Source organism: Bradyrhizobium sp. CCBAU 11430 (assembly GCF_028128855.1).
In the GTDB taxonomy this organism is placed as follows: domain Bacteria; phylum Pseudomonadota; class Alphaproteobacteria; order Rhizobiales; family Xanthobacteraceae; genus Bradyrhizobium; species Bradyrhizobium ottawaense.
The window spans coordinates 45,389-68,961 of sequence record NZ_LBJV01000056.1 but is presented as its reverse complement, the minus strand read 5'-3'; the positions used below and the strand labels follow the sequence as shown (position 1 = coordinate 68,961).

The window sequence follows — 23,573 nt, the reverse complement described above, 5'->3', positions numbered from 1 at the left end:
CCACCCTACGTGGAGTTCGCTGAGTGAGCGATCCCAAGGCCAACCGCATGGTGTCGCCCGAGCGCCGCAGTGACGATGTCGGCGACACGGCGCTGCGCCCGCAATCGCTATCCGATTTCGTCGGCCAGCAGCAGGCGCGCAAGAACCTCTCGATCTTCATCGAGGCGGCCCGCAAGCGCGGCGAGGCGCTGGATCACGTGCTGTTCGTAGGTCCCCCGGGCCTCGGCAAGACCACGCTGGCGCAGATCGTGGCGAAGGAGCTCGGTGTCGGCTTTCGCGCCACGTCGGGTCCCGTCATCGCCAAGGCCGGCGATCTCGCCGCGCTGCTGACCAATCTCGAGGAGCGCGACGTGCTCTTCATCGACGAGATCCATCGCCTCAGTCCGGCGGTGGAAGAGGTGCTCTATCCCGCGATGGAGGATTTTCAGCTCGACCTCATCATCGGCGAGGGCCCGGCGGCGCGCTCAGTCAAGATCGAGCTGTCGAAATTCACCCTCGTCGGCGCCACCACGCGCGCGGGTCTCCTGACCAATCCCTTGCGCGATCGTTTCGGCATTCCGGTCCGTCTCAACTTCTACACCATCGAGGAACTCGAAAGCATCGTCACCCGCGGCGCGCGCGTGCTCAATGTCGGCATGAGCGCGGACGGTGCCAACGAGATCGCGCGCCGCGCGCGCGGCACGCCGCGCATCGCCGGCCGTCTGTTGCGGCGCGTGCGCGATTTCGCTTCGGCGGCCGATGCCGACAGGATCGATCGCAAGATTGCCGACCACGCGCTGAGCGCGCTCGAGGTCGACGCTGCGGGCCTCGACGCGATGGACCGCCGCTATCTCACGACCATCGCGATGAACTATGGCGGCGGCCCGGTCGGCGTCGAGACCATGGCCGCTGCGCTGTCCGAGCCGCGCGATGCGATCGAGGACATCATCGAGCCCTACCTGATCCAGTGCGGCTATCTGCAGCGTACTCCGCGCGGCCGTCTGCTCACCTCGCACGCCTTCCGACATCTCGGCATCGCCGAGCCCTCGCGGGATGCGGCGGCGCAGTTTGGCCTGTTCGGCGCGGACGACAGCGACGACTGATCTGCGCCAATGCAGCGCGCTGCTTCTATCATGAATTTCTGGTAATCTCGTGCAGACGTTCTGCACGAACGCACCCCAATTCCGCTCCAATCGGACCGCATCAACAAGGCGCATTACGATCGGGTCTTCATGATCACGCGCCGTCATCTCATCCGTTCCATCGGCGGCCTGTCCGCCCTCGGCGTCTCGACCGCCGCCTATGGCGTCGGCATCGAGCCGGTGCTGCGCCTTCGCGTCACCCGCTATCATCTGACGCCGCGGCAATGGCCGGCGGATCTTCCGCTGAAGATCGCCGCCATCGCCGACATTCATGCCTGCGATCCCTGGATGTCGCTGGAGCGGATCGAGTCGATCGTCGACCGCACCAACGCGCTGAAGGCCGACCTCATCGTGCTGCTCGGCGACTATGTCGCCGGCGTGCACCAGGTCACGCGCCTCATCCCGTCGCGCGAATGGGCGAGGGTGCTGGCCCGCCTGAAGGCGCCGCTCGGCGTCCATGCCGTGATGGGCAACCACGATTATTGGGACGACAGGACGGTGCAGCAGGCAGGGTATGGGCCGACGATCGCCCATCGCGCGCTGGAGACGGCCGGCATCCCCGTCTACGAGAATGACGTGGTGCGCCTCACCAAGGACGGCCGCCCGTTCTGGCTTGCGGGGCTCGGCGATCAGCTGGCCTTCCTGCCGGCGCGGCGCTTCCGCAGCATCGGCCGCTTCGGCGCCGACGATCTTAACGCCACGCTGGCGAAGGTCACCGACGATGCGCCGGTCATCCTGCTCGCGCACGAGCCCAACATCGCGCCGCTCGTACCCGGGCGCGTCGCGCTGCAACTGTCCGGCCATACCCATGGCGGCCAGGTTCGCCTGCTTGGCTGGTCGCCGGCGGTTTCGCCCAAGAACGGCCTGCGCCTCGCCTATGGCCACTTCCGGCTGAAATGCGACCTCATTGTCTCCGGTGGCCTCGGTTGCAGCATCATGCCGATCCGCGTCGGCGTGCCGCCCGAGATCGTCGAGGTGACGCTGGGAAGGACAGGGCTCGCCGTGTCCTAGCTGCGCTTGCGCGTCCGGCCGTTTTTGCGCAAAACGGGGCGGTTAGCGACAAGCGAAGAGGCTCGCGACGTGACAGCTCATCTCGACGGCGAGATCCGCGACGGCCGCCACCACATGCAGGTCCGCGTCTATTACGAGGACACGGATTTCTCCGGCATCGTCTATCACGCCAATTATCTGCGCTACATGGAGCGCGGCCGCACCAATCACCTCCGGCTGATGGGCGCCGAGCAGCAGGCGCTGTTCGACCAGGTGGAGACCGAAGGTGCCGGCTTTGCCTTCGTGGTGCGCTCGATGCATCTGGATTTCCTGAAACCCGCTCGGATGGACGACGTGCTCGACGTCGTGACCTGGCCTGTTGCGGTGAAGGGCGCCTCGATCATGCTGGCGCAGGAAGTGCGTCGCGGCGAGGAGGTTCTGGTGAAGGCCGAGGTGCGCGTCGCCTTCATCAGCGGCGGCCGCGCCCAGCCGATCCCGAAATCGATCCGCGCGTTGATGAAGGCCGATCTGATTTCCTGATCGCCCGATAAGTGATCGCCCGATTTGTGATGGCCTATCGACTCCACCAGTCGCGGCGATAGATTGCGGCCTCGACCAACCGATGAGGCCATCATGTCGCGCCCGCCGCTTCCGCCCTTCACCCGTGAGACCGCCGCGCAAAAGGCCCGCATGGCCGAGGACGCCTGGAATTCACGCGACCCGGTGCGGGTCTCGCTCGCCTATACCGAGGACAGCCGCTGGCGCAATCGCTCAGAGGTCTTGCAGGGCCGCGAGGCCATCGTCGCGTTCCTCACCCGCAAATGGGAGAAGGAGCAGGACTACCGCCTGATCAAGGACCTCTGGGCCTTCGACGAGAACCGCATCGCCGTGCGCTTCCAGTACGAATGGCACGACGCGAGCGGCCAGTGGTATCGCTCCTACGGCAATGAGCAGTGGGAGTTCGACGAGCACGGGCTGATGAAGCGCCGCGAAGCGTCGATCAACGACATCGCGATTGCGGAGAAGGACCGCCGCTTTCATTGGGCCGCGCCGGGGCCGCGGCCGGCCGATGTGCCGGGGCTGGGGGAGAGTCCGTTCTGAGGCGCTTCCTCTCCCTCTCCCCGTTCTTACGGAGAGAGGGTTGGGGTGAGGGGCTGCTTCAGCAAATTCGATGGCAGACGGACTCGCGGAGAGTCCCCCTCACCCGGATTGCATCTTCGATGCAATCCGACCTCTCCCCGCAAGCGGGGCGAGGTGAAGTCTCACCGCCTTGCCAGAAACCGCGTAATCGCCCCACCGAGCTTCGCATTGTCCATCGGCTCGGCTAGCGATGCGCGCGCCGTCGCCACCACGTCATCCGGAGCCTTGCCGTCGCGCAGATCGCAGCACACTTGCGCAAACGCCACGTCGAACTCCGGGTGCGGCTGCACGGTCAGCGTCGTGCCATTGGCGTAGAGCAGGCCGGCATGCGGGGTGAACTCCGACGACAGGATCGTCAGCGCGTCGTTGGGCGGCTCGATCACCTGATCCTGATGTGAGGCGGCGATTGCAACCTCCTCGCAGGCAATGACGCCGTTCTCCGGCAGCACCTGATAGACGTGCCGGCCGATGCCCCAGCCTTTCTCCGACTTGCGCACGGTGCCGCCGAGCGCCTGCGCGATCAACTGATGGCCGAAGCAGATTCCGACCATCGGCGTCTTGTTGGCGTAAGCGGTACGGACGAAATGCTCCAGTGGCGCGATCCAGTCGAGCCCGTCATAGACGCCTGCTGCCGCGCCGGTGATCAGCACGGCCTCGAGCTTGCCCGGATCGGGAAGCGCGTCGCCGTTCGGGATGCTGACGACGTCCACCGTGGCCGTCGGGTCCTCGGTGCGGACCATGCGTTCGAACATGTCCGGGAACGAGCCGTGCTGCTCCCGATATTTTTGCGGGACCTGTCCGGTCTCGATGATGGTGATGCGTGCCATGTGCCCCCCGGAAGGTTGCGAAGCCAAAGCGCGATGAGATCAGAATGAATCGCCATCGCGCTTTGTTTGTTGTTCAAGCATGATCTTTCCGGAGAACCGCTTCACACTTTTCCGGATCATGCTCAGCCGCCTTCTGCCCTATATTGCTGGTGTGACGCTGTACGCTCCAGCAGTGCACTTTCCTTGCGGACCTCGTTGAGAAAGGCCTTGGCCAGGCGCGACAGCGGCTCGGCCTCCGACCATAGCATATAGGCGACCGCGTGCGTCGTCGGCGTGAACGGGCGGACAACGAGGCCGCTGCCGCCGTTCTGTCGCGGCGAGTAGGGATCGACCACCGCGGCGCCGACGCCGGCGGCAGCTAACACGCAGGCCGTGTTGCAGTAGCGCACCTCGACGGTCGGCTGAAACGGCGCGCCGGCGCGGGCAAAACTGTCGCGCACGGCTTCACCCAGCCGCGTGCCGCGTTCGAGCCCGATGAAAGGCAGGCCGGACAGATCCGAAGCCGAGATCACGGGCCTTTCGGCGAGCGGGTGCTGCGGCGGCAATACGCACACCATCTCGCCGGTATGCACCACCTCGTGCGCGATGCCGGGATGATGCGTCAGCCCGAGCGCGAAGCCGAGCTCGGCGACACGGCTGAGCACGCCCTCGATGATGCCCTCGTAGCGGCGCACGTCGAAGAACACGCGCGTTTCCGGGCGACGCCGCAGGAAGCCTGACAGCGCGGAGGGGATGATGCTGTAGGCCAGCGGCGGCGTCGCCACGATGGCAAGGTGCCCGGAGCGGTTCTCGCGCAGATCGCGCACGCGGTTCTCGAGTTTTGCGTGCAGCGCGAAGATCGCCTCGCTCTCCTTGTACAGCGCCATCGCTTCCGCGGTCGGAAACAGCCGGTTGTTGACCCGCTCGAACAGCGCGAAGCCCGCCTGCGCCTCCATCGTCTTCAGCGCATTGCTGACCGCGGGCTGCGAGAGGGCCAGTTCGTCCGCCGCCGCGACCGTGGTGCGGTGGCGGATGACGGCGCGCAGGATTTCGAGCTGACGCAGGTTCATATCACTGCTGATTATACTCAGGGCCAAAACATCATAGCAGAATGAATTGATTTTGCAGCCCCGCTCGCCCGTAATGGCAGCGGATTTGCACGTCGCATCAAAGGGTTCATTCGCCCATTGAGGCAGCACTGCGCACAGATTGGAGGCAAACTTGGTTCGTGTCCTTCGCGCCGCCGCCGCTCAAATGGGGCCGACGCAAAAAGCCGATACGCGCGAGCATACGTTGTCGCGGATGCTTGCACTGCTGGAGGAGGCGGCCGGCCGCGGCGCCAGCCTCGTGGTGTTCCCCGAGCTTGCCTTCACCACCTTCTTCCCGCGTTGGCTGCTCGAGGGTGAGGCGCTCGACCGTTATTTCGAGCGCGGAATGCCGAACCCTGCGGTGGCTAAACTGTTCGATCGTGCGCGGGCGCTGCGCGTCGGCTTCTATGTCGGTTATGCCGAGCAGACCGCTGACGGCCGCCGCTACAATTGCGCCATCCTGGTCGATCGCGACGGTGAGATCTTGGGCCGCTATCGCAAGGTTCACCTGCCGGGTTCGGTGGAGCCGCGGCCGGGCGCACGTTACCAGCAACTCGAGAAACGCTATTTCGAATATGGCGATCTCGGCTTTCCCGCCTTCCGCGCCGGCTCGGCCTGGGCCCACGCCATCATGGGCATGATGATCTGCAACGATCGCCGCTGGCCGGAATCCTGGCGCGTGCTCGGCCTGCAAGGCGTCGAGCTTGTCTGTATCGGCTACAATTCGGCTGCCTACGATCCCAATGGCGGCACCACCGAAGACGGCGCCCTGCGCACCTTCCACTCGACATTGGTGACGCAGGCCAACGCCTACATGAACGCGACCTGGGCGATCTCGGTGGCGAAGGCGGGCGAGGAGGACGGCTCCGGACTGATCGGCGGCTCCTGCATCGTCGATCCGAATGGGCGCATCGTCGCGCAGGCGCAGACGCTCGCAGATGAAGTGATCGTCGCCGACATCGATCTCGGCCTGTGTCGCCAGGGCAAGGACAAGATGTTCAACTTCGCCGCCCACCGGCGGCCGGAGCAATACAGGGTGATCACTGAACGTGCAGGCGTCATCGAGCCGGCCGTTCTCGATGCGGATTGATTTCAAACGGCCGGTCGCGGCGTTGGCAAAGGAGCTGACATGACACGCCTTTCGCATTTCCTCGCCCTTGCAACCCTGGCTGCCGCGACGTCGGCACAGGCGGCCGAGCTTCCCGCGGAGATCAAGCAGGCGGGCACGCTGAAGCTCACGGTCAACTCCACCTATGCGCCGATGGAGTATCGCGATCCCGCGACCAATGAGCTGGTCGGGCTCGACATCGATCTTGCCAACGAGCTCGCCAAGCGGCTCGGCGGCCTCAAGATCGTCTGGAGCGAGACGCCGTTCGCCGAGCTGATCCCTTCGCTGCAGACCAAGCGCGCCGACTTCATCATGTCCGGCATCTCGGACCGGGCCTCGCGGCGCGAGACCGCCGATTTCGTCGATTACCTCCAGACCGGCCCGCAATTCTTCGTCGTGGCGGACAATGGAGCCAAAGACGCGACCGATCTCTGCGGCAAGAAGGTCGGCACCACCCGCAGCACCAGCTTCCCGGTCGAGATCGAGAAGTGGAGCAAGCAGAATTGCGAGCCGGCCGGCAAGCCTGCCATCCAGTACGTTCCGGGCGAGAACTCGATCGACGTCCGCAACCAGCTCAAGCAAGGCCGCATCGATGCCGCCGTGCAGGGCAGCGAGACGCTGCCTTACGCGCAAACGCAGGAGCCCGGCAAATACCGCGTCGTCGGCGAGCCCTTCGCCAAAGGCTATCAAGGCATCATGTTCCGCAAGGACGATGCCGCCCTGCGCGAGGTCGTGACCGAGAAGCTCACCGCCATGATCGCCGATGGCTCCTATAAGGCTGTTCTCGACAAATGGGGCTTAGGGGCCAACGCGGTCGCCCAGCCCATGCTCAACGCGGCGCCGCAATGAAGCCGGCGCCGGCACTCGCGGAAGGTTTCCCTGATCTGTCGGGGATGAGGATCGCGCGCGAGCCGCACTGGTTTCGCTGGCTCAGCGCCGCGCTGATCATTCTCGTGCTCGCGGCCATTGCGCGCGCGTTTGCGAACGGGCAGATCGAATGGTCCTATGTCAGCCGCTTCCTGACCGCAAAAGTCATTCTCGAAGGCATCTTCAACACCATGGTGATGGCGGTGCTGGCGATGACGCTCGGCATCGTCCTGGGCATCATCGTCGCGATCATGCGGCTGTCGCCCAATCCGGTGCTGAAGACGGTCGCCGCCGGCTACACCTGGCTGTTCCGCGGCACGCCGCTGATCCTGCAGCTGCTGCTCTGGTTCAACCTCGCGCTGGTGTTCCCGATCATCGGCATTCCCGGCTTGTGGAGCGCGCGCGCCGTCGACGTCATGACGCCGTTCCTTGCCGCTCTGCTCGGGCTCGGCATCAACCAGGGCGCCTACACCTCCGAGGTGATGCGCGCCGGCATGTTGTCGGTCGACATCGGGCAGTATGAAGCGGCGCAGGCGATCGGCATGGGACGGTTGCGCGCGTTGCGCCGGATCGTGCTGCCGCAGGCGATGCGCGTGGTGATCCCGCCGCTCGGCAACGAGTTCATCGGCATGGTGAAGGCGACCTCGCTTGCGAGCGTGATCCAGTATCCGGAATTGCTGCATAACGCCGAAAACATCTACTACGCCAATTCCCGCGTGATCGAGCTCTTGATCGTCGCCGGGCTCTGGTACCTGCTCGTGGTCTCGATCCTGACCCCGCTCCAGATGCTGCTCGAACGCCGTTTTGCGCGCGGCACATTGCGGCTTGCGCGATGACAAAGCCCCTCGTCGCGATCCGCTCCGTCGCCAAGAATTTTGGCGAGTTCCAGGCTCTCAAAAGCGTCTCGCTCGACGTCTGGCCCGGCGAGGTGATGTGCCTGATCGGGGCCTCCGGCTCGGGCAAGACCACGCTGCTCCGCTGCATCAACCAGCTGGCCACGATCGATGCCGGCGGCATCTGGCTCGACGGCGAATTGCTCGGGGTGCGAGAGCAAAGCGGACGGCTGCACCGTCTCAGCGAGCGCGAGATCGGGCGGCAGAGGCTGAAGACCGGTATGGTGTTCCAGCGCTTCAATTTGTTTCCGCACAAGACGGCGCTGGAGAACATCACCGAAGGTCCGCTCCAGGTGCAGGGCCGCAAGCCTGACGAAGTACGCACGGAAGCGCTCGAACTGCTGCGCCGCGTCGGATTGTCCGCGAAGGCGGACTGGTATCCCGCCCAGCTCTCGGGCGGCCAGCAGCAGCGCGTCGCCATCGCGCGTGCGCTGGCGATGAAGCCGATGCTGATGCTCTTTGATGAACCGACCAGCGCGCTCGATCCCGAGCTCGTCGGCGAGGTTCTTGCCGTGATGAAGGAACTGGCGAAGAGCGGCATGGCCATGATGGTGGTGACGCACGAGCTCGGCTTCGCGCGCGAGGTCGCTGATCGCGTCGTCTACATGGACCAGGGCGCGATCGTCGAACAGGGCCGCGCATCGGACGTATTGGGCGCCCCGCGCGAGGAGCGCACCAGGGCTTTTCTTTCCGCTGTGATCTGAATGGGAGCGTGTTGATGAAGAGACTTTTGGTTGCGGCGGCGTTCCTCGGCGTCATGAGTGTGCCCGCGATGGCGATCGATCTGCCCGCGGAGATCACCAAGCGGGGCAGCATCAAGGTGGCGCTGGTGCCGAACTATCCGCCGATGGAGTTCCGCGATCCCGCGACCAACGCGCTGTCCGGCTTCGACATCGATCTCGGCGAAGCCATCGGCCGCAAGCTTGGCGTCAAGATCGAATGGACCGAAACCAGCTTTGCCGAGTTCATGCCGTCGATCTCGACGGGGCGCGTGGACGCCATCCTGTCCGGCTTCACCGACTATGCCAGCCGGCACGAGGTCGCGTCTTTTGTCGATTATCTACGCAGCGGTCCGCAGTTCTTCGTGCAGCAGTCGCGCAAGGCGGAGTTCAAGGACGCCGCATCGCTCTGCGGCAAGAAGGTCGGAGCCAGTCGCCGCACCATGTTCCCGGCGCAGATTGCGGCGTGGAGCGAAAAGAACTGCGGCAGCAGTCCGATCCAGTTCGTCGGCACCGACGGCTCAGCCGACGCCCGCACCCAGCTCAGGCAGGGCCGCATCGATGCCGCCGCCCAGGGCAACGAGACGCTGCCTTACATCATGGATCTCGAGCCCGGCACCTATGCAACGGTGGGCGAGCCCATCGCACAGCAATTCACCGGCATCGCGCTGCCGGTCAAGGAAAAGGCGTTGCAGCAGGCGATGCTGGAGGCGGTCGACGCGCTGATCGCGGACGGCACCTATCGCACGCTGCTCGCCAAGTGGAAACTGACGGACAACGCACTCGAGAAGGCGACCATCAATGCTGGACAGTAAAGCACTCCAAAGCATCCCGCTCGTCCCGGCCAACACCGCGGATCCCGCGCCGGACTATCCCTGGCCGAAGCCGTACAATTCGGCGATGTTCCTGTCGTTCGACGTGGACGCCGAGAGCGCGTGGACCAGCAAGGACGCAGGTCACGCCCAGCGGCTCATCACCATGAGCTATGGCGGCTATGAGGCCCGTGTCGGCACGCCCAAGCTGCTGGAGCTGCTCGACCAGCTCGATCTCAAGGCGACGTTCTTCGTCACGGGCTGGTCGGTCGATGCGCACCCGGCGATGGCCGAATCCATTCTCAAGGCCGGCCACGAGATCGGCCATCACGGGTATCACCATCTGCTCCCCGATCCCGGCGATCCCTGGATCGAGGAGGAGCTGGAGCGCGGCTTCGAGGCGCTGAAGCGTCGGCTCGGCGTCAGGCCGACCGGCTATCGCGCGCCTTACGGCGAGTTCACCGAGGAGCTGCGCGTCGCGCTGGTGCGCCACGGCATCGTCTACACGTCCTCGTTCCGCGATGACGTCAGGCCCTATCGCCACCGGCTCGCCGACGGCAAGCCGGGCACGATCGAGCTGCCGGTCACCGCGAGCTATGACGACTGGATGCACGGCCTGTCCGCCCGCTTCAGCCCGCGCTCGATCTTCCCGAAGGAGCATGTGCTCTCGATGTGGAAGGACGAACTGGACGAGGTCCGCGACTGGGGCGCAATGGTGACCACCGTGCTGCATCCGCAATGCAGCGGCCGTCCGATGCGCCTGCGCCTGCTGCGCGAGTTCCTCACCTACGTAAAGTCGTGTCCCGACGTCTGGATCACGACCGGCGAAAAGATCGCGGAGAATTTTCTCCGCCACGAAGCGGCCAGCCGCTGAGCCAAGCCATGACCCGTCGCCGCATCCTCGTCATCAACCCCAACTCGTCGGCATCGGTGACGGGGGCGATCGACGACGCGGTGGCGCCGCTGCGCATCGCCGGCGGGCCTGACATCGAGGTCGTGGGCCTTGCCGAGGGGCCGCCGGGCATCAGCTCGCAGCGCGACGCCGACAGCGTCGTCATGCCGCTGGTGAACCGCGTGTCGCGCGACAATGCCGACGCCTTCGTGCTCGCCTGCTTCAGCGATCCCGGCCTGCATGCGGTGCGTGAGGCGGCCGGTGGCCGCCCCGTGCTGGGCATCGCCGAATGCGGCATCTTCCGCGCACTGATGCTGGGCGAACGCTTTGGAATTATCGCACTGTCGCCGTCGAGCATCCGCCGCCAGCAGCGCATGGCGCGGGTGATGGGCGTCGACAGCCGTTATGCCGGAAGCTGGTCGGTCGGCGCGAGCGCGGCGGAAACCGCAGGCGCGGACATCCGCGGTCGCCTGATCGACGCAGGCCGTGCGCTGGTCACCCAATGCCGCGCCGATGTCGTGGTGATGGGCTGCGCCGGCATGGCGTCGCACCGCGCGGCGATCGCGGACGCGATCGGCGTGCCCGTGGTCGAGCCAGCGCAGCAGGCGGTGGCTGCTGCGATCGGCGCGGTCTTGTTGAACACGTAAAACGAACGATGAAGTTCGATCTCTTCAGGAGCCTCTTGTAATGCCCGTTTCTCGCCGCTCGCTCCTCAAGGCCGCAGCAGCAATTCCAGCACTGTCGTTGCCGGGCATTGTCCGTGCTGAATCCCAGTCTACGCTGCGCTTTATCCCCGTCATCGATCTCGCCTTCGTCGATCCGATCTATTCGACCGCGCAGGTGTCGCGAAACCACGGCTTCATGGTCTACGACACGCTCTACGGCATGAGCTCGTCGCTCCAGGTCTCGCCGCAGATGCTGTCGGGCCATGTCGTCTCCGCCGACGGGCTGCAATGGGACCTCAGCTTGCGCGACGGCCTGTTCTGGCACGACGGCGAGCGCGTGCTGGCTCGCGATTGCGTCGCCAGCATCCGCCGCTGGGCGGCGCGCGACGGCTTTGGCGGCGAGCTGCTGGAAGCGACTGCGGAGCTGTCGGCCGCTGATGATCGCACCATCCGCTTCCGTCTCAAGCGTCCGTTCCCGCTGCTGCCGCAGGCGCTCGGCAAGGCCGCGATCAACGCCTGCTTCATGATGCCGGAGCGGTTGGCGAGCCAGGACCCGTTCAAGCCGCTCACCGAGGTGATCGGCAGCGGCCCGTTCCGCTACCTCGCCGACGAGCGCGTGCAGGGCGCGCGCAACGCCTACGCCAAATTCGAGCGCTATCAGCCCCGCACCGACGGCAAGCCGGATTGGACCGCGGGGCCGAAGATCGTGCACTACGACCGCGTGGTCTGGACCACCACGCCCGATGCCGGCACCGGCGTCGCCGCGCTGCAGACCGGCGAGCAGGACTGGCAGGAGACCACGCCGCACGATCTGTTGCCGGTGATCAAGGCTGCCGGTGACATCGAGACGCGCATTCTTGATCCCCGCGGTTACGCCTGCATGCTGCGGCTCAATCATCTGCAGCCGCCGTTCGACAATCCCGCCCTCCGCCGCGCGCTGCTCGGTGCGATCGACCAGTCCGCGTTCATGACGGCGGTGGCCGGTGTCGATCCCGCCTTTCAGGTCTCGCCGATCGGCTACTTCGCGCCCGGTACGCCGATGGCGAACGAGGTCGGCCTCGATGTGTTCCGCGGGCCCCGCGACTACGCCAGGGTCAAGGCCGACCTGAAGGCGGCCGGCTATAATGGCGAGAAGATCGTGGTGCTCGTGCCCACCAATTCGTTGGCGCAGAAGCCGCTCGGCGAGATCGCGGTCGATAGCTTGCGCAAGGCCGGCATGAACGTCGAATATGCCGGGCTCGATTTCGCCGTCGTGTTACAGCGCCAGCTCAAGAAGGATCCGGTCGGGCAGGGCGGCTGGAGCGCGGCGGTCGGCAATTGGCAGGGCATCGACTGGCTCAATCCGGCCGGCAACACCAACATCCGCGGCGAGGGCAAGGTCGCCGGCTGGTATGCGAGCGAGAAGATGGGCGCCTTGCGCAACCAATGGCTGGCCGCTTCCGAGCTCGCCGAGCAGCAGCGCATCTGCCGCCAGGTCCAGGCGGTGGCGTTCGAGGAGATTCCCTACATCCCGATCGGCCTGTACAAGCAGCCGACCGCCTATCGCAAGGCCATCACCGGCATTCTCGACGGCACCGCCGTCTTCTGGAACGTACGCCCCGCATGAGCACGATCGCAATCTTCGGCAGCTATGTGCTGTCACGGAAAGACGGCGCGCAGGATGTGCTGCGCGACCGTTGGGTCCTTATCGAAGGCAAGAGGATCGCCGCGGTCACGCGCGACAGGCCGCGCGCGGACGAGGTCTACGACCGCCCCGGCCGCTTCGTTCTGCCGGGCTTGCTGAACCTGCACAATCACTGCTTTTCTGAGGCGGTAGCGCGCAGCCACACCGAGGACGGCAACGGCCGCAAGAACAACCAGAGCATCGTCTACACGGTGCTGCTGCCGCTGACCAAGCGCGGCGCCGATCTGCTGTCGGCGGAAGAACGCATGGCGGTGGCGCGGCTCGGCATCCTCCAGCTCCTCAAGGGTGGTGCTACCACGGTGATGGAGCCGTTCCGCAATTCGATCCCTGAAATGTTCGACGCCGCCGAGGAGATGGGCATTCGCTTTTATGGCGCGCCCTATCTGTTCTCGACGTCGGACGCCAAGGCCGGCCCCGACGGCGTAGTGCAATATTCCGGCGATGACGGCGCCGCCGACATGGCGACGTGGGATGCGCTCTACCAGCGCTGGAACAATCGCGGCGACGGCCGCATCGGCCTCGCCATGAGCCCGCACGCCACCGACACCTGCGGCCCCGACCTCCTGAGAGCTTGCGCCGTGCGAGCGCGCGAGCTCGGCGTGCCCATCACGACGCATATGGCGCAGAGCCGCGCCGAGGTCGAGACCATCGGCAGGCGCTATGGCGGCCGCACGCCGGCGCAATATCTGGATTGGCTCGGCCTGCTCGCGCCCGATTTGATGGCGGCGCATTGCATGTTCAGCAGCGACGACGATCTCAAGTTGATGGCCGCGCGCGGCATGACCGTTCTGAATTGCCCGCGCGTGTTCGCGCGCGCCGGCGTCACCGCGGCCTTCAGCCGGTTCGCCGAGCATGGCGTGCGCACCGTGGTCGGCACCGACGGCTACAACATGGATCTGCTCGGTGAGCTCAATGCGGCGTCACTGATCTCCAAGACCACCTCGCAGCGCGCCGATGTCGCCAATTCGCCCGAGTTGATCGAAGCGAACACGGCCGTGGCCGCCGATGTCATCAAGCGGCCGGATCTCGGCCGGATCGAGCCGGGCGCGACCGCCGATCTCACCGTGGTCGATCTCACCCATCCGCATCTCCAGCCGCTGTTCGATCCCCGCCGCGCGCTGATCGCGCTCGCCAACCGCGCCAATATCGATCAGGTGATCGTCGATGGCCGCGTGCTGGTCGATGCCGGCCGCTATCTCGGCGCCGACGAAGCGGCGATCACCGCAGCGGGCAGCGCCGCGATCGGCAAGATCTGGGATCTGCCGGAGGCGCAGGCCGCGTTCAACGGCTGAGGCCAGCGTCGCCCTCGAACTCCATCAGCGCCTTGCGCATGGTCTCCACCAGATCCAGCGCCACCGGCGAAGGGCTGCGCTGCGCCGGAAAGACGGCGGAGAATTCGAAGTCGATGCGCGGCAGGAAGCGCCGCACGACGACGCCGCGCGTCGCGAACTCCTGTGCGGTGAAGGGATCGCAGATCGAGACCCCGAGCCCTGATGACACCATCCCGCACATGATTTCCGACAGCGTGGTCTCGACCCTGAGCACGCGGCGGACGTCGCTGCGGTGAAACACCTGGTCGACGAGGTGCCGGCTTGACGATCCCGCCGACAGCGAGATGAACGTCTCGCCCTCGAAATCGCGCGGCTCCAGCACTTCCTTCTCTGCGAGGCGATGTCCGGTCGGCACTACCGCGACGCGCGCCAGCGCCGGCAGCCGCAGGCTCGGCAGTCCGGAATGGGCAATCGGCACCTCGGCAAAGCCGATGTCGCATTGATTGTTCAAGACCCAGTCGACCACGATCGGCGAGATCACGCCGAAGAAGGCCAGGTTGAGGTTGGGCCGTTCCATCAGGAAATGACCGGCAAGTCGTGGCAAATAGCCGTTCGCCAGCGCCGGCAGCGCGGCGATGCGCAGCGAGCCAGTGCGGCGGCCACGGATTTCTTCGGCCGCAGCCGTGATGCGTTCGAGACCGACGAAGGACCGTTCGACCTCGGTATAGAGCGCCATTGCCGCGGCGGTCGGCACGAGGCCGGTGCCGCGCCGCTCGAACAACTCCATCTTCAAGAGGGCCTGGAAGTCGCGCAGCAACCGGCTGACAGCGGGCTGCGTCACCACCATCAGCTTCGCGGCCTCGGTGACGCTGCCGGTCAGCATGGTCGCGCGGAAGGCCTCCACCTGCCGCGAATTGATCCGCGCCATTCCAAATCATCCATAACATTTAGGCATACATAGGTTGCCATTATTCATTGGACGATGGAAGTATAGGTTGCGATCTTTTTCATCAGGACTGGAGACAGCCCGCTTTTTCGGCAGATTGGAGGGGTTCAAGCCTCCAGATCGCGCCAAAACCCGCCGTACGGGCGCCGGAGCCTGCTTGGAGACGGGATTGCGCGGAAGGAAATGCGGAAGAGGCTTCAGCCAGCGAGACTCGTCGGCACGTCACCTCATTCCGGTATGGAGATCGGTCCACATGAAGACTCTTCGCCTTCTGACCGCGGTCAGCATCGCAGCGCTCATTGCCGCCCCGTCGGCCGCTTCGGCCCAGCAAAAGACGCTCTACGTCGCCGGCTATGGCGGCTCGTTCGAGAAGACGATCCGCGACGAGGTGATCCCGGCCTTCGAGAAAGAGAACGGCGTCAAGGTCGAATACGTCGCCGGCAATTCCACCGACACGCTGGCAAAACTCCAGGCGCAGAAGGGCAACCAGCAGATCGACGTCGCCATCGTCGATGACGGCCCGATGTACCAGGCGATCCAGCTCGGCTTCTGCGGCAAGCTCGAGGGACTGCCGGCCGATCTCTACGACACCGCGCGCTTCAAGGACGATCGCGCAGTCGCCATCGGCATCGTCGCGACCGGGCTGATGTACAATACCAAGGTGTTCAAGGAGAAAGGCTGGGCGCCGCCGACCTCGTGGAATGACCTGAAGGATACGAAATACGCAAAACAGCTGGTGATCCCGCCGATCAACAACACCTACGGTCTCGAAGCGCTGGTGATGCTGTCGAAGATGAACGGCGGCGGCGAGACCAATGTCGATTCCGGCTTCAAGATCTTCAAGGAGCAGATCAATCCGAACGTGCTCGCTTACGAGCCGTCGCCGGGCAAGATGACCGAGCTGTTCCAGTCCGGCCAGGCCGTGATCGCGGTGTGGGGCACCGGCCGTGTGCAGAGCTTTGCCAACACCGGCTTCCCCGTCGACTTCGTCTACCCGAAGGAAGGCGCTGCGACGCTGCTGACCACGGCGTGTCCGATCACCAAGCCGAGCGCCTCGCCGCTGGCATCAAGTTTCGTCAAGATGCTGCTCGACCCCAAGATCCAGCTCGTGATGCTGAAGGATTACGGCTACGGCCCGGTGCTGAAGTCGCTGGTGATCCCGCCGGAGCTCGGCAAGATGGCGCCGATCGGCGAGCGTGCGGCCAAGCTCTATAATCCGGACTGGACCGTCATCAACGAGAAGCGCGAGGAGTGGACCAAGCGCTGGAATCGCGAGGTCGAGCGTTGATCTGATCGTCGCAGCGGAGACAGCGTATGGCCTATCTCGAGCTCGATCGGGTCGCCAAGCAATTCGGGGCGCAGACTGTGGTCGATGACTTCAGTCTCTCGGTGGGGAAGGGGGAGTTCATCTCCTTCCTCGGCCCGTCCGGCTGCGGCAAGACCACGACGTTGCAGATGATCGCGGGCTTCCTCGATCCCACCCGCGGCGCGATCCGCCTGGAGGGCAAGGACCTGACCGCGATCCATCCGGCCAAGCGTGGCCTTGGCATCGTGTTCCAGAGCTACGCGCTGTTTCCGCACATGACGGCGGCGGAGAACGTCGCCTTCGGTCTCGAGATGCGCAACGTGCCGCGCACTGAAAGAGCCGAGCGCGTTCGTGCCGCGCTCGCGATGGTCGGCCTTGCCGGCTTTGAGGACCGCCATCCCCGCCGCATGTCCGGCGGCCAGCAGCAGCGCGTGGCACTCGCCCGCGCGCTGGTGATCAAGCCGAGCGTGCTCTTGCTCGACGAGCCGCTGTCCAACCTTGACGCCAAGCTGCGCGAGGAGATGCAGATCGAGCTGCGTCAGATCCAGCGCACCATCGGCACCACCACGATCCTGGTCACCCATGACCAGAACGAGGCGATGTCGCTGTCCGATCGCATCGTGGTGATGAGCCAGGGCAAGATCGAGCAGATCGGGACGCCGCAGGAGACCTATGAGAAGCCGGCCTCGGCCTTCGTCTCGCAATTCCTCGGCAAGACCAACGATTTCGCCGCGGCGGTCGATCGGACCGCCACGCCAGCGCGGGTGACGGCGGGCTCCTGGAGTGCGCCGGCCCCGGCGGGCCTCAGCGGTCCCGTCACCGTCAGCATTCGCCCTGAAAGAATCGGCTTCGGCGATGCCGGCCTCAGCGCAAAAATCGTCACGCGCATCTTCCAGGGCAATCACTGGCTGTTCCAGTGCGACAGCGAATGCGGCCCGGCAATCGTGATCCGCCAGAATGACGGCAAGGCGCAGCCGGCCGAAGGCGAGACGGTTCGTCTTACCTGGCGGCCCGAGGATATGAGCGTCCGCGCGAGGGCTGGCGCATGAGCGCAGTCGCCGAGGAACGCAGCGCGCGTGCGCCCTGGGCGCTGACGGCGCCTGCCTTGATGCTGTTCGTCGGCGTGCTGCTGATTCCGCTGGCGATGACGGTGATGCTGTCGTTCCACGATTGGGGCCAGTACAAGGGCATCGAGCCGGTCTTCATCCTCAAGAACTGGCACGAGATCGCGACCGATCCCTATTACGCCGAGATGTTCTGGCGCACCTTTCGCATCGCGATCCTGACCACGCTGCTCACCGCGCTGCTCGGGGCGCCCGAAGCCTACATCCTCAACCGCATGAGCGGCCGTTGGAAAAGCTTCTTCCTGCTGGTCATCCTCGGGCCGCTTCTGATCTCCGTGGTGGCTCGCACGCTGGGCTGGGCGCTGCTGTTCGGCGGCAACAACGGCCTCGTCAACAAGCTCTTGATGTCGCTCGGGGTGATTAGCTCGCCCATTCCCTTCATGTTCACCGAAACCGGCATGGTGGTCGCGCTCGCACACGTGATGATGCCGTTCATGGTGCTCTCGGTGTGGGCTGCGCTGCAGCGGCTCGATCCGCAGATCGAGAATGCCGCGACGTCGCTCGGCGCCGGCCCCGCCACCATCATTCGCCGCATCATCATGCCGCAGATCATGCCGGGCGTGCTGTCGGGTGCGATCATCGTGTTTTCGCTCTCGGCCAGCGCGTTTGCGACGCCCGCGATCATCGGCGGCCGCCGGCTCAAGGTCGCCGCGACGCTCGCCTATGACGAGTTCCTCAACACGTTGAACTGGCCGCTCGGCGCAGCGGTCGCGACGCTGCTGCTGGTCGCGCTGGTGCTGATCGTCGTCGGCAGCAACGCATTGATCGAGCGGCGCTACGCGGAGGTGTTCCGATGAGACGGAACGGCCCGCTGGCGCTGATCTTCCATACCTTCTTCGTCATCGTCATGGTGGCGCCGATCCTGGTGGTCTGTCTCGTCGCCTTCACGCCCGAAGGCTTCCTGTCGCTGCCGACCAACGGCTTTTCGCTGCGCTGGTTCAGGACGATCGCGAACTACCCCGAATTCATCCACGCCTTCTGGGTCAGCCTTGGCCTCGGCGCGCTGTCCTCCTTCGTCGCGCTCCTGTTCGCGGTGCCGGCGGCATTGGCGATCGCGCGCTATCGATTCCGCGGCCGCGATGCGCTCGCCGCGCTGTTCCTGTCGCCGCTGATGATCCCGCATGTCGTGCTAGGCATCGCCTTCCTGCGCTTCTTCACCTCGGCCGGCCTGGGCGGCAGTTTTGCCGCGCTGATCATCGCGCATGTCATCATCGTGTTTCCGTTCGCGCTGCGGCTGACGCTTGCGGCAGCGACAGGCATGGACCGCACCGTCGAGATAGCCGCGGTCTCCCTCGGCGCCGGCGGCTGGACGCTGTTTCGCCGCGTGACCTTGCCGCTGATCCTCCCCGGCGTCATCAGCGGCTGGGCGCTCGCTTTCATCCAGTCCTTCGACGATCTCACCATGACCGTCTTCCTCGCGGCACCCGGTACCGAGACGTTGCCGGTGCGCATGTTCCTTTATATCCAGGACAACATCGATCCGCTGGTGACGTCGGTCTCGGCCTGCGTGATCGCTGTGACCATGACCGCCCTCATTCTGCTCGACCGCTTCTACGGGCTCGACCGTGTGCTCGCCGGCAAGGGCGGCGATACGGGGCGATAGGAGAACTTATGTCTAAAGCGTTTTCGAGCGAAGTGGACGCCGGTTCGCGTAAAGAAAACGCGTCTAAACAAAAATCTGATTACGACGTCGCCGTCGTCGGCGGCGGGTTGCTCGGCTCCGCGATTGCCTGGGGCCTCGGCCGGCTTGGCAAGTCCGTTGCCGTGCTCGACGAAGGCGACATCACCAAACGCGCCTCCCGCGCAAACTTTGCGCTGGTCTGGGTCCAGAGCAAGGGGCTCGGCATGCCCGCCTATACGGTGTGGACCGTGCAGGCGTCGCAGGCGTGGGGCCGGCTGGCGGAGGAGTTAAAGCAACAGACCGGCCTTGATGTCTCGCTTCAGCAGAATGGCGGTTTTCATCTCACCCTTGGTGAAGAGGAGTTCGGCCAGCGCACCGAGCTGGTCAAGCGCATGCACAACCAGGCCGGTGCTGCCGACTACAAGATGGAGATGCTCTCCGCATCCGAGGTCAAGAAGTCGCTGCCGCTGATCGGGCCGGAGGTCTCCGGCGGCAGCTATTGCCCGCTCGACGGCCACGTCAATTCGCTGCGCACGTTCCGCGCCTTCCACACCGGCTTCAGGGCGTTCGGCATCGATTATTTTCCGGAGCGTCCGGTCTCGGCGATCAGCAGGAGCGGCGGCGAATTCCGCCTGACCACGCCGAAGGGCGAGCTGCGCGCGGCCAAGATCGTGCTCGCCGCCGGCAATGCCAATCAGACGCTGGCGCCCATGGTCGGCCTCTACGCGCCGATGGGCCCGACCCGCGGCCAGATCGTGGTGACCGAGCGCACCATGCCGTTCCTGCCGCATCCGCTGACCACGATCCGCCAGACCGACGAGGGCACGGTGATGATCGGCGACAGCAAGGAAGACGAGCTCGATGATCGGGCGCTGAAGCATTCGATCAGCGCCGTGATGACCGATCGCGCCCAGCGCATGTTCCCGCATCTGTCGCGGCTCAACGTGGTCAGGAGCTGGGCCGGCATCCGCGTCATGCCGCAGGATGGCTTTCCGATCTACGACCAGTCGGAGACGCATCCCGGCGCCTTCGTCGCCTGCTGCCATTCCGGCGTGACGCTGGCCTCCAACCACGCCTTCGAGATCGCGCGCATGGTGGCGCAGGGCGCGCTCGAGCCCGAGCTGGTCGGCGCGTTCTCGGCTAGCCGTTTCGGCGCCGCGGGCGCTGCGAACAACAGCGGTTATTAGAGATTTTGAAGGAGCCAAGAGGCATCCCCATGTTTAGACGATCCGAACAGGACAAGCGACCGCAGGTCGAGATCTTCGTCGACGGCGTTGCCGTTGCGGCGCGCCAGGGTGACACCGTCTCGGCTGCGCTACTGGCCTCCGGCCGCGACGCACGGCGTTCCACCGCTGTGAGCGGCGCACCGCGTCTGCCCTATTGCATGATGGGCGTGTGCTTCGACTGCCTCGTCACCATCGACGGCGTCGGCAACCGCCAGGGCTGCCTCGTGCCCGTCGCCGAGGGCATGCAGATCGAGATCCAGAAGGGCAAGCGGGAGATCGGAAAATGACTGTGGCTCCCAAGCGCGAAGACTATGACGTCGTGGTGATCGGCGCGGGACCCGCGGGCCTTGCCGCCGCTGCGACATCCGCCGAAGCCGGCTTGTCCACGCTGCTGCTCGACGAGAATGTCGGCCCGGGCGGTCAGGTGTTTCGCGCGATCTCTTCGACGCCGGTAACCGATCGCAATCAGCTCGGCGCCGATTATTGGGTCGGTGCCGATCTCGTGCAGTCGCTGCGTGCGACCAGCGCCGAGGTCATTCATCGCGCGACGGTCTGGAGCCTCGACCGCAACCTCGAGATCGCCGTCTCGGTCGGCGGTGCCTCCGCCTTCGTCAAGGCGCAGCGCGTGATCCTTGCGACCGGCGCACTGGAGCGGCCGTTTCCAATACCCGGCTGGACGCTGCCGGGCGTGATGACCGCGGGCGCCGCGCAGACGATGCTGAAATCGTCGGCTCTGGTTCCCGATGGCCGCACGGTGATCGCAGGCCAAGGGCCGCTGCTGTGGCTGCTCGCCGCGCAGATCCTGCGCCTCGGCGGCCGCATCGACCGCATCCTCGACACCACCGAGCGCGGCAATTACTTTGCGGCGCTTCCGCACGCCTTCGCGTTCCTGACCTCACCCTATTTCGCCAAGGGTCTCGCGATGATGCGCGAGGTGAAGGCCAAGGTGCAGGTCGTCTCCGGCGTCGCGGAGCTCTCGGCGGCCGGCGACGGCCAGCTCGCCAGCGTGAGCTATGTCGCCGGCGGCAAGCGCGAGACCATTCCTGCTGACCTTCTGTTGCTGCATCAGGGCGTCGTGCCCAACGTTAATCTCGCGATGTCCGCAGGTGTCGAGCATCGCTGGGACGATCTGCAACTGTGCTGGTCGCCGGTGCTGGATGCCAGCGGCAGTTCGTCGGTCGCCGGCATTGCGATCGCCGGCGACGGCGCCGGCATCGGTGGTGCCAATGCCGCCGTGGTGCGCGGCCGCATCGCGGCGCGCGCGGCAGTCGAAGCGTTGGCACCCGCGGCTGCCGCAAAATTTCCGTCGATGGCAGCGTTGCGTACCGATCTTGCCAAGGCCGAGCGTGGTCGTATCTTCCTCGATACGCTGTTCCGCCCCGCGCCGCAGTTCCGTATTCCCTCCGGCGACACCATCGTCTGCCGCTGCGAGGAGGTCACGGCAAAGGACGTTCTCGATTCCGTCGCGATCGGCGCGACCGGGCCGAACCAGCTCAAGGCCTATCGCCGCACCGGCATGGGCCCGTGCCAGGGCCGGCTCTGCGGCCTCACCGTCACCGAGCTGATGGCGCAGGCGCGCGGCAAGTCTCCGCAGGAGATCGGCTATTACCGGCTGCGCGCGCCGGTGAAGCCAATCACGCTCGCCGAGCTCGCGGCCGTTCCGAAAAGCGAGGCCGACGTCAAGGCGGTGGTGCGCGGATGACAAGATGCGTGGATGCGATCGTCGTCGGCGGCGGCATCCACGGATGCTCCACCGCGTTGCATCTGTGCCTCGCCGGCCTGAAACCGGTGTTGATCGAGAAGGATTATGCCGGTCGCCACGCCTCGGGCGTCAATGCCGGCGGCGTCCGCCAGCTCGCGCGGCATATCCCGGAGATTCCGCTCTCGATCCGCTCGATGGGAATCTGGGAGAAGATCAAGGATCTCCTCGACGACGATTGCAGTTTCGAGAGCCACGGCCAGGTGCTGGTCGCCGAGAACGAGGAGGAGCTCGCGGTCTGCCGCGTGCGCGTGGCCGAGCTCAATGCGCTCGGCTTCACCCACGAAGAGCTGATCGACGCGACTGAATTGCGCCGGCTGGTGCCGGCGGTGGCTGAAAGCTGTCCCGGCGGCGTGGTTTCGCGCCGTGACGGCGCGGCCAATCCGGCGCAGACGACGACGGCGTTCCGGCGCAAGGCCCAGCAGCTCGGCACGACCGTGCGCGAAGGCGTGGCCGCCAGCAACATCCGGTACAGCGATGGGCTCTGGCATGTCGACGTCGGCACTGAAGCCTTTGCCGCGCCGGTGCTGGTCAACGCCGCGGGCGCCTGGGCCGGCAAGATCGCGGCCGCGCTCGGCGAGCCCGTGCCGGTCGAGACCGTGGCACCGATGCTGATGATCACCTCGCGCGTGCCGCACTTCATCGACCCCGTCGTGATCCTGCGCGGGCGAAAGCTCTCCTTCAAGCAGTTCTCCAACGGCACGGTGCTGATCGGCGGCGGTCATCTGGCAACGCCCTATCAGGATCGCAACGAGACGGTGCTGGACTGGAAGAGCCTCGCGACCAGCGCACGCACCGTGTTCGAGCTGTTTCCGGTGATGCGCAGCGCCACCATCGTCCGTGCCTGGGCCGGGATCGAAGCGAAGATGAAGGACGATATTCCCGTGTTCGGACCGAGCAGCCGTCACAAGGGCCTCTATCACCAGTTCGGCTTCTCGTTGCACGGCTTTCAGCTCGGCCCCGGCGCCGGTGCCGTGATGGCGGAGCTGATCGTCAACGGCGGCACCCAGACCCGCGTCGGTGATCTCGGCATCGACCGCTTCCATCCCTCAACGCCCTAGCAACAAGAGGATATCTCATGAGCATCACCCGCAGCATTCGCACGCCCATCATGCACCGCGCCGTCGAGGCCAATGGCTTCGTCTTCCTCGGCGGCACCATCGCCGATGACACCAGCATGTCCATGGGCGATCAGACCCGCAACATCCTCGGCAAGATCGCCGGTTATCTGAAAGAAGCCGGCACCGACAAGAGCCGCATCGTCAGTGCGTCGATCTTCGTCACGGATCTCTCCAAGAAGAAGGAGATGGACGCGGCCTGGACCGAGTTCTTCGGTGACAATCTGCCGACCCGCGCCACGGTCGGCGTCGCCGATCTCGGCGGCAGCGCGCTGATCGAGGTGGTGGTTACCGCGCTCAAGGGCTGATCGCGACAGGGACGTCGGCGCTCTCCGCGCCGTCGTCCCTCGAGCCGCGCCTTGATCTCGCGCTTCGATGGGACTAGTTAGAGGGTCCCCGATCAGGAACTTCGCAGCC

Annotated in this window: 25 protein-coding genes; 22 read left to right on the top strand and 3 right to left on the bottom strand. The window is 65.5% G+C overall.

Features of this window, described 5'->3' with window-relative positions:
- Nucleotides 1-47: 47 nt before the first annotated feature.
- The 4 genes from ruvB to XI04_RS17160 all read left to right on the top strand — a co-directional run bounded on the left by ruvB (nt 48) and on the right by XI04_RS17160 (nt 3,212).
- Nucleotides 48-1,082, top strand: coding sequence for a Holliday junction branch migration DNA helicase RuvB (gene ruvB, locus XI04_RS17175; protein WP_173019843.1), 1,035 nt, complete (start codon nt 48-50; stop codon nt 1,080-1,082).
- 129 nt (nt 1,083-1,211) lie between these two features.
- Nucleotides 1,212-2,132: a metallophosphoesterase gene (locus XI04_RS17170; RefSeq protein ID WP_271609254.1), complete on the top strand. Its 921-nt coding sequence runs from the start codon at nt 1,212-1,214 to the stop codon at nt 2,130-2,132.
- Nucleotides 2,133-2,201: 69 nt separating this feature from the next.
- Nucleotides 2,202-2,651 carry a tol-pal system-associated acyl-CoA thioesterase gene (gene ybgC / locus XI04_RS17165; RefSeq protein ID WP_094893331.1) on the top strand — a complete coding sequence of 150 codons (450 nt, stop codon included), beginning with the start codon at nt 2,202-2,204 and terminating at the stop codon, nt 2,649-2,651.
- A 93-nt stretch (nt 2,652-2,744) separates the two neighbouring features.
- Entirely contained in the window at nt 2,745-3,212 is a 468-nt protein-coding gene (locus XI04_RS17160) for a nuclear transport factor 2 family protein (RefSeq protein ID WP_038951054.1), read from the top strand.
- Nucleotides 3,213-3,373: 161 nt separating this feature from the next.
- Here XI04_RS17160 and XI04_RS17155 read toward each other — a convergent pair whose 3' ends face one another.
- Complete coding sequence (locus XI04_RS17155; protein WP_028140372.1) at nt 3,374-4,078, bottom strand: type 1 glutamine amidotransferase; 705 nt, start codon at nt 4,076-4,078, stop codon at nt 3,374-3,376.
- A gap of 122 nt (nt 4,079-4,200) precedes the next feature.
- Complete coding sequence (locus XI04_RS17150; protein WP_028140371.1) at nt 4,201-5,127, bottom strand: LysR family transcriptional regulator; 927 nt, start codon at nt 5,125-5,127, stop codon at nt 4,201-4,203.
- A gap of 151 nt (nt 5,128-5,278) precedes the next feature.
- Between XI04_RS17150 and XI04_RS17145 the strand changes: the two genes are divergently transcribed.
- The 9 genes from XI04_RS17145 to XI04_RS17105 are packed head-to-tail and all read left to right on the top strand — an operon-like array spanning nt 5,279 to nt 14,077.
- Nucleotides 5,279-6,235 carry an N-carbamoyl-D-amino-acid hydrolase gene (locus XI04_RS17145; RefSeq protein WP_271623732.1) on the top strand — a complete coding sequence of 319 codons (957 nt, stop codon included), beginning with the start codon at nt 5,279-5,281 and terminating at the stop codon, nt 6,233-6,235.
- A 39-nt stretch (nt 6,236-6,274) separates the two neighbouring features.
- Nucleotides 6,275-7,102: an ABC transporter substrate-binding protein gene (locus tag XI04_RS17140; protein WP_038951052.1), complete on the top strand. Its 828-nt coding sequence runs from the start codon at nt 6,275-6,277 to the stop codon at nt 7,100-7,102.
- Nucleotides 7,099-7,956 carry an amino acid ABC transporter permease gene (locus XI04_RS17135; RefSeq protein WP_271609253.1) on the top strand — a complete coding sequence of 286 codons (858 nt, stop codon included), beginning with the start codon at nt 7,099-7,101 and terminating at the stop codon, nt 7,954-7,956. Before XI04_RS17140 ends, XI04_RS17135 begins: the two co-directional genes overlap by 4 nt.
- Nucleotides 7,953-8,717, top strand: coding sequence for an amino acid ABC transporter ATP-binding protein (locus XI04_RS17130; RefSeq protein WP_271609252.1), 765 nt, complete (start codon nt 7,953-7,955; stop codon nt 8,715-8,717). The genes XI04_RS17135 and XI04_RS17130 overlap by 4 nt, the downstream gene beginning before the upstream one ends.
- 14 nt (nt 8,718-8,731) lie before the next feature.
- Nucleotides 8,732-9,547, top strand: a complete 816-nt coding sequence (locus tag XI04_RS17125) for an ABC transporter substrate-binding protein (protein ID WP_161966358.1) — start codon at nt 8,732-8,734, stop codon at nt 9,545-9,547.
- The gene (locus XI04_RS17120) at nt 9,534-10,418 is read left to right on the top strand and encodes a polysaccharide deacetylase family protein (RefSeq protein ID WP_028140366.1); all 885 of its coding nucleotides are present in this window, start codon (nt 9,534-9,536) and stop codon (nt 10,416-10,418) included. The genes XI04_RS17125 and XI04_RS17120 overlap by 14 nt, the downstream gene beginning before the upstream one ends.
- Before the next feature lie 8 nt (nt 10,419-10,426).
- On the top strand, nt 10,427-11,083 hold the full coding sequence (locus XI04_RS17115; RefSeq protein ID WP_271609251.1) for an aspartate/glutamate racemase family protein: 657 nt from the start codon (nt 10,427-10,429) through the stop codon (nt 11,081-11,083).
- Nucleotides 11,084-11,123: 40 nt separating this feature from the next.
- Nucleotides 11,124-12,707, top strand: a complete 1,584-nt coding sequence (locus XI04_RS17110) for an ABC transporter substrate-binding protein (protein ID WP_271609250.1) — start codon at nt 11,124-11,126, stop codon at nt 12,705-12,707.
- A complete protein-coding gene (locus XI04_RS17105) occupies nt 12,704-14,077 on the top strand; it encodes an amidohydrolase family protein (RefSeq protein ID WP_271609249.1) in 1,374 nt (457 codons plus the stop codon). Before XI04_RS17110 ends, XI04_RS17105 begins: the two co-directional genes overlap by 4 nt.
- On the opposite strand, the gene XI04_RS17100 is transcribed toward XI04_RS17105, so the two are convergent.
- On the bottom strand, nt 14,067-14,984 hold the full coding sequence (locus XI04_RS17100; protein WP_271609248.1) for a LysR substrate-binding domain-containing protein: 918 nt from the start codon (nt 14,982-14,984) through the stop codon (nt 14,067-14,069). The two genes, XI04_RS17105 and XI04_RS17100, sit on opposite strands and share 11 nt — an antisense overlap.
- 271 nt (nt 14,985-15,255) lie before the next feature.
- Here XI04_RS17100 and XI04_RS17095 point away from each other — a divergent pair, with 271 nt between their 5' ends.
- Genes XI04_RS17095 through XI04_RS17055 form a run of 9 tightly spaced genes read left to right on the top strand, consistent with a single transcriptional unit; the run spans nt 15,256 to nt 23,464 of the window.
- Nucleotides 15,256-16,290, top strand: coding sequence for an ABC transporter substrate-binding protein (locus XI04_RS17095; RefSeq protein WP_038951042.1), 1,035 nt, complete (start codon nt 15,256-15,258; stop codon nt 16,288-16,290).
- Nucleotides 16,291-16,316: 26 nt separating this feature from the next.
- A complete protein-coding gene (locus tag XI04_RS17090) occupies nt 16,317-17,357 on the top strand; it encodes an ABC transporter ATP-binding protein (protein ID WP_038951041.1) in 1,041 nt (346 codons plus the stop codon).
- Complete coding sequence (locus XI04_RS17085) at nt 17,354-18,229, top strand: ABC transporter permease (protein ID WP_271609247.1); 876 nt, start codon at nt 17,354-17,356, stop codon at nt 18,227-18,229. Before XI04_RS17090 ends, XI04_RS17085 begins: the two co-directional genes overlap by 4 nt.
- Nucleotides 18,226-19,035 carry an ABC transporter permease gene (locus XI04_RS17080; RefSeq protein ID WP_018317729.1) on the top strand — a complete coding sequence of 270 codons (810 nt, stop codon included), beginning with the start codon at nt 18,226-18,228 and terminating at the stop codon, nt 19,033-19,035. The genes XI04_RS17085 and XI04_RS17080 overlap by 4 nt, the downstream gene beginning before the upstream one ends.
- 8 nt (nt 19,036-19,043) lie before the next feature.
- A complete protein-coding gene (locus XI04_RS17075) occupies nt 19,044-20,240 on the top strand; it encodes an NAD(P)/FAD-dependent oxidoreductase (RefSeq protein WP_038951039.1) in 1,197 nt (398 codons plus the stop codon).
- Between the two features lie 29 nt (nt 20,241-20,269).
- The gene (locus XI04_RS17070; protein ID WP_028140357.1) at nt 20,270-20,566 is read left to right on the top strand and encodes a (2Fe-2S)-binding protein; all 297 of its coding nucleotides are present in this window, start codon (nt 20,270-20,272) and stop codon (nt 20,564-20,566) included.
- Nucleotides 20,563-21,981: an FAD/NAD(P)-dependent oxidoreductase gene (locus XI04_RS17065; RefSeq protein WP_095426697.1), complete on the top strand. Its 1,419-nt coding sequence runs from the start codon at nt 20,563-20,565 to the stop codon at nt 21,979-21,981. Before XI04_RS17070 ends, XI04_RS17065 begins: the two co-directional genes overlap by 4 nt.
- Nucleotides 21,978-23,099, top strand: a complete 1,122-nt coding sequence (locus tag XI04_RS17060) for an NAD(P)/FAD-dependent oxidoreductase (protein ID WP_038972701.1) — start codon at nt 21,978-21,980, stop codon at nt 23,097-23,099. Before XI04_RS17065 ends, XI04_RS17060 begins: the two co-directional genes overlap by 4 nt.
- Nucleotides 23,100-23,116: 17 nt before the next feature.
- Nucleotides 23,117-23,464, top strand: a complete 348-nt coding sequence (locus XI04_RS17055) for a RidA family protein (RefSeq protein ID WP_271609245.1) — start codon at nt 23,117-23,119, stop codon at nt 23,462-23,464.
- Nucleotides 23,465-23,573: the final 109 nt, after the last annotated feature.